The sequence below is a fragment of the Kitasatospora sp. MBT63 genome, from assembly GCF_000710465.2.
GTDB lineage: Bacteria > Actinomycetota > Actinomycetes > Streptomycetales > Streptomycetaceae > Kitasatospora.
Genome location: NZ_JAIZ01000311.1, coordinates 1 through 4793 on the forward strand (window position 1 = coordinate 1; position 4793 = coordinate 4793).

The 4793-nt window shown below is 66.6% G+C and carries 5 protein-coding genes and 1 pseudogene; 3 read left to right on the forward strand and 3 right to left on the reverse strand.

Annotated elements, in window-relative coordinates; translation table 11 throughout:
• The 3 genes and pseudogenes from AA75_RS19165 to AA75_RS52110 all read right to left on the reverse strand — a co-directional run.
• Positions 1–1202: phosphatidylinositol-specific phospholipase C (locus AA75_RS19165; protein WP_051812778.1), on the reverse strand; the 1202-nt coding region annotated here is incomplete at its 3' end.
• Positions 1203–1393: 191 nt separating this feature from the next.
• Positions 1394–2194, reverse strand: a complete 801-nt coding sequence (locus tag AA75_RS19170; protein ID WP_033821337.1) for an IS5 family transposase — start codon at positions 2192–2194, stop codon at positions 1394–1396.
• Positions 2195–2647: 453 nt separating this feature from the next.
• Positions 2648–2833 (reverse strand): annotated as a pseudogene (locus AA75_RS52110) (IS4 family transposase); the annotation flags it as partial.
• Between the two features lie 100 nt (positions 2834–2933).
• On the opposite strand from AA75_RS52110, the gene AA75_RS19180 reads away from it, so the two are divergent.
• The 3 genes from AA75_RS19180 to AA75_RS53500 are packed head-to-tail and all read left to right on the forward strand — an operon-like array spanning position 2934 to position 4320.
• Entirely contained in the window at positions 2934–3788 is an 855-nt protein-coding gene (locus AA75_RS19180) for an IS5 family transposase (protein WP_033821334.1), read from the forward strand.
• Complete coding sequence (locus AA75_RS19185) at positions 3785–4183, forward strand: type IV toxin-antitoxin system AbiEi family antitoxin domain-containing protein (protein ID WP_033821335.1); 399 nt, start codon at positions 3785–3787, stop codon at positions 4181–4183. The genes AA75_RS19180 and AA75_RS19185 overlap by 4 nt, the downstream gene beginning before the upstream one ends.
• Before the next feature lie 11 nt (positions 4184–4194).
• On the forward strand, positions 4195–4320 hold the full coding sequence (locus tag AA75_RS53500) for a hypothetical protein (RefSeq protein ID WP_255369517.1): 126 nt from the start codon (positions 4195–4197) through the stop codon (positions 4318–4320).
• The last annotated feature ends 473 nt before the right edge of the window (positions 4321–4793 follow it).

Genomic DNA, 4793 nt, shown 5'->3' on the forward strand with positions numbered 1-4793 from the left:
CAGTCCCGATCGCTCCGCAGATCGTAGCCGCCGATCCCGCCTGCGCCACACTGGTATATCGGGGCGAATCCAGCTCCAGCGTCGAGAATATGTGCGGCGCCTGATCCCGGCCTGAACAGCATGAGCTGCGTGGCCATGCCCTGACCGTAGAAGTCGATCGGAATTATCCGGTCTGCTGTCGATTTGAGATCGTATGGCCCGGTCTGAAAGCCGTTGGACGCGATCAGCATATTGATGAGCGTCTGATCGGGAAAGTCCATGCCATACAATCCCAGTCGTGCGCCCGGGACATTTGGATAGGAAGAGATTGACTTCCTTAGGGCGGCGTTGACCCCATCGGTCGTGCCGGCGATTCCTAGAGCTGCTGTCACCGGAAAGACTCCGCCGTTGCTGCTGCTCAGTGCGACAGCATTCAAATACCATTCGTCGAGACTGCCAACTGCGGCCTGTGCCATAAAGCCCTCGATGACATTTATGCGGGGGTTGATGTCCCAGATGGTATTGATATTGTAGTCTCCCTGGATATGCCAGACGGCGGGCCCAGTGGAGTTTCCGGTTGAACCTGCGGGGGCTGTGATTTTCGTAATTCCTTTGGGCGTCCGCTGGGCGTCGAACCCGCGCAAGAGGACGATCTTCCCGCGTGCGCTGTCGAGCGTGGGCGTCCTGTCGTCCAGGTAGAAATACGACTCGAACCCGAAGACGTAGGAGTCGAAGGTGTCCTCGAAGGAGCGCGTGTTGCCCGTCGGGGTGTACTCCTCCTGCACCGACATCACGATGCACTCCGTCGGGTGGACCTTCAAGAACGATACGAACACGTCCCTCACGCCGGATCCGAACATGAGGTTCTGGAAAACCAGTCCGTGATGGATGGCAAACGTGTTCTGGATGTGTCGGCACCTGATGTCGAAGTACCGGATACCGCTGTTGAGCTGGTCGGTGAGACTGAGCGTCTGGGTCTGTGCCAGGCCACCACCGTACAGCGCTCCAGAATCATGGGTCCCTGGGAGGGTGAGCGCAGAAAGATCCCGGTCGCCCGGGATCCCCGCCATCCACGAGGAGGTGCTGAAGCCGGACGCAGCCGCTGAGCTCACCGCGGTGGCCGAGCTCGAACCGCTGCGGGGCACCTGCAACCACTTGTTAGGCATGACGACGCCGGCCACCGCTGCAGTTGAAGTCACCATCAACTCACGCCTGGAGATCATGGGAATCCTTCCTGGAGCGCCGGCTCCTGGTCCGGCCCGGATGTGAGTGGTAGTCATTCTGCTCTCAGGCCGAGCCTCTGTTAAGAGGGCCTCCGTTTCCGCTGGTGGGGCATAGCCCGGCGCTTCGGCAACTGGGGCGGAGACGTTGGGAAAAACGTGAGCGGATGGCTCAGAACCTGACTGAGAACCGGTCACGCGGCGTGGGAACGAGTTGCGGTCGGGCGGGCGAGCCGGCGGGTCATGAGGATGATCATCGACCACTTGACCATGGCCTCGTGGTGTTCGGGCAGCCGCTCGTAGTCGCGCACGCACCGGCGTCTGCGACAGATCCACGACAGCGTGCGCTCCACGACCCGGCGGCGGGGCAGGACGACGAAGCCGGTCATGTCGTCGCTGCGTCTCACGGTCTCCACGGTGAGCGCGAGCCGCTTCTTCGCCCAGGTCACGAGCCTGCCCGCGTAGCCGCCGTCCGCCCAGACGTGTCGGATGCGGTGATGGACCTGCCGCAGCCGGGCGAGGAGCAGACGTCCCCCGTCGCGGTCCTGCACGTTCGCGGCGGTGAACGGCACAATCATCAGCAGACCGAGAGTGTCGCCGGCGACGTGCCGCTTGCGTCCGTTCACCTTCTTGCCCGCGTCCCACCCACGCTCCGCCGCGGCGACGGTCTCGGCGGACCGCAGCGACTGCGAGTCGATGATCGCCGCGCTCAGCTCGGCATCCCGGCCGTCCTGTTCGCGCAACCGGTCCCGGAGTCGGTCGTGCAGATCGTCGACCGCCTGAGCCCGCTCCCACCGGACAGAGAAGGAGTAGACGGTGGCGTGGGGCGGGAAGTCGACGGGCAGAGCCCGCCACTTGCATCCGTTGTCAACGACGTACCGGATCGCGCCCACGATCACTCGCCGGCAATGCTTCTCCGGACGTCCGCCCCGGCCCCACCGCCACGCCGGCAGAGGCAACAGTGGCTCAGCGAGCAGCCATTCCGCATCGCTCATGTCCGACGGATACCGCCGCGGCCAGGCCGGCAGGTCGGGCCCCGACCATACCGGCAGGCGGGACAGCACCATCCCCACACCGATTCGGAGTTGGCAACGACGGCCCGGGCAGGGTAGGACGACACACAGGGCTCCTGGCGGTGCGGACGGCGTAGACAACCAGCGCATGTGGGAGGCCCTGCTGTGTCGTCCGGCGATCGAGCCAATCCCACAAGCTGGTCGGCCGCCACCAGCCGTCCCCGGTTCTCAGTCAGGCACTTGGACAGCCGCGTTTCTGGGTTTCGGGGTGTGCGGTCCGGAGTGCCGGGTGCTGGTGTCGCCGTGGTGTTTGATGCGGTGCGGGCCGAGGCGGTGCCGTTTGACGGCGCGGGGGCAAGTCCGGTGTCGTCGGGCTGGGTTGGGCCGTTCGGCTGTCTCGGCGAGGGCCCGGGCACGGGCGGTGGCCATGCGGTCAGGGGGAAAGGCCGCCTGGTCGGTGACCAGGCGGCGGACGACGCGGAGACTGCGGACGAAAGACATCCGGTCCGGGTCGAGGCCGGCGCCGTCAGCGGCTTGATGCATGAGGTTCCGGATCGCGTAGTGCGTGGTCAGCAGTGCCCAGATCTCCTGGCGGACCATCTCGGGCGACCTGGATCTCAGAGGACGTTATGTCCATTTCTGGATGATCTGGTGTCGCCCGTTCGTGGGTACGGAGTCGTTCAGGCCGACTCCAGTGTCGTGTGCATGATGAGCTCGGGGCATGAAACGAATGCCGTACTCAACGGACTTGTCCGACGGGCAGTGGGCCTTGATCGAGCCGCTGGTCACCGCCTGGAAGCAGGAGCGAGTGTCTCGCTCGGCGACCGGGGACCCGGGCTCCTGCGACCTGCGTGAGGTAGTGAACGCGCTGCTGTACCAGAACCGGACGGGCTGTCAGTGGCGGCTTCTGCCACATGACTTACCGTCCTGGTCGGCGGTGTTCTACTACTTCACCCTGTGGCGCCAGGACGGTCTTGACCAGCGGATTCAGGAGATCCTGCGCTGCCAGCTGCGGGAGCGGTCCCGGCGATTAGAGGACCCGTCCCTGGTGATCATCGACACCCAGTCCGTCCGCGCGGCGGCGGGAGTGCCGAAGAAGACGACGGGACTGGATGCGAACAAGAAGACGCCCGGCAGGAAGCGGGGACTGGCCGTCGACGTGCTGGGCCTGGTCATCGGAGTGGTGGTCCTGGCCGCCAGTGCGCACGACAACGAGGCCGGCATCGCCCTGCTGGACCAGGCGGCCGAACGGTGCGGGATGCGCCTGGAGAAGGTCCTGGTCGACCAGGGCTTCAAGGACGCCGTGATCATCCACGGGGCGGTGAAGGACATCACCGTCGAGGTGGTCCGGCGCAACCCTGACGACCAGGGCAAGGGCTTCGTTCCGCAACCGAAGCGGTGGGTGGTCGAGCAGGTCAACGGCACCCTCATGCCCCACCGGCGCCTCGCCCGTGACTACGACCACCGGCCCGACAACGCCGCCTCCCGCGTCTACTGGGCCTCCACCGCGGGCATGCTCCGCCGCCTCACCACCCCCAGCCCCGCCTGGCGCGACGACGTCGTGCTGGCCGCGTGAACGTCACCGAACTCCTGCGGCTGCTGCAGGCCGAACACGACGAGACCGCCGCACGCGCCGACTGCCTGCGCGAACAGATCGACCAACTCGCCAGCGCCCTGGCCGAGGTCGAGGCCCGCCTCGCCGAGATCGTCACCACCGGCAAGGTCATCCACGGCCTCACCCCGCCCGACCACGAACCGGCCCCCGCGGAGACCGCCACCACCTACCAGCGCATCGTGACCGCCTTCAACAAGCATCCCGGGCGGGTCTTCCGGGTTCGCGACCTACACGAACTCCTCGGGCTGCCCACCGACGAGCCCTTGATCAACGTCACCCGCTCCCGCCTGGGACGACTCGTTCGTCAGGGACTCCTCGACCAACCCGGACGCGGCCGCTACCAGAAACGGACTTAACGTCCTCTCAGGTGGCCGGCCGGTCCGCGCTGATACGTCTCGATCTCGGCCGGCGCGACCTCGAACTCCCACCGCCGGTGGTACGCCGCCGCCAGCTCCAGGGCGGGAGCCTGGCCGGGATCCAGGACGGTGCCTGAAAGCCGGGATTCGCTGCCGCGACAGGGATGGACAACGAACACCTCGGCAGCTGCATCGGTCTACGCAACAGCCTCGAGCGTGCCTGCCGATGACGCTGATGCGCCCGGCAAGCTCCAAGATCCCGAAAGAGTCGAGCTAGCGGTCCGGGGACAGGGCGGAAGGGTGCCAGCCGTCCTGGGAGAGCTCCAGAGTGCCGTCGGCCTTGAGTTGCGCGGCCGCCGCACCGCCGCGCGATCCGCCGATGGCGGACGCGCTGGGCAGCACCCCGCGAGCGCGAACACTCCGCGCGCCGGCAGGCCCAGCCGCACCAGCGTCTCCTGCGGGGCCGCGGCCGCCCACTGGCCCATCGCCCGGAACGAGCCGAACCCGCAGGCCATGGCACACGGCGCAACCAGCAGCACCGCGCGCAGCGGATGCCGACGCCCCCCGGGCCTTAGAGGAGCTAACACAAAGCTCTGGTGTGGCCATGTCT

What these genes read in the sequence shown, in the direction of transcription:
- AA75_RS19170 (WP_033821337.1), bottom strand. Translation starts at nt 2,194, where the DNA reads ATGAGCGATGCGGAATGGCTGCTCGCTGAGCCACTGTTGCCTCTGCCG.
- AA75_RS19180 (WP_033821334.1), top strand. Translation starts at nt 2,934, where the DNA reads ATGAAACGAATGCCGTACTCAACGGACTTGTCCGACGGGCAGTGGGCC.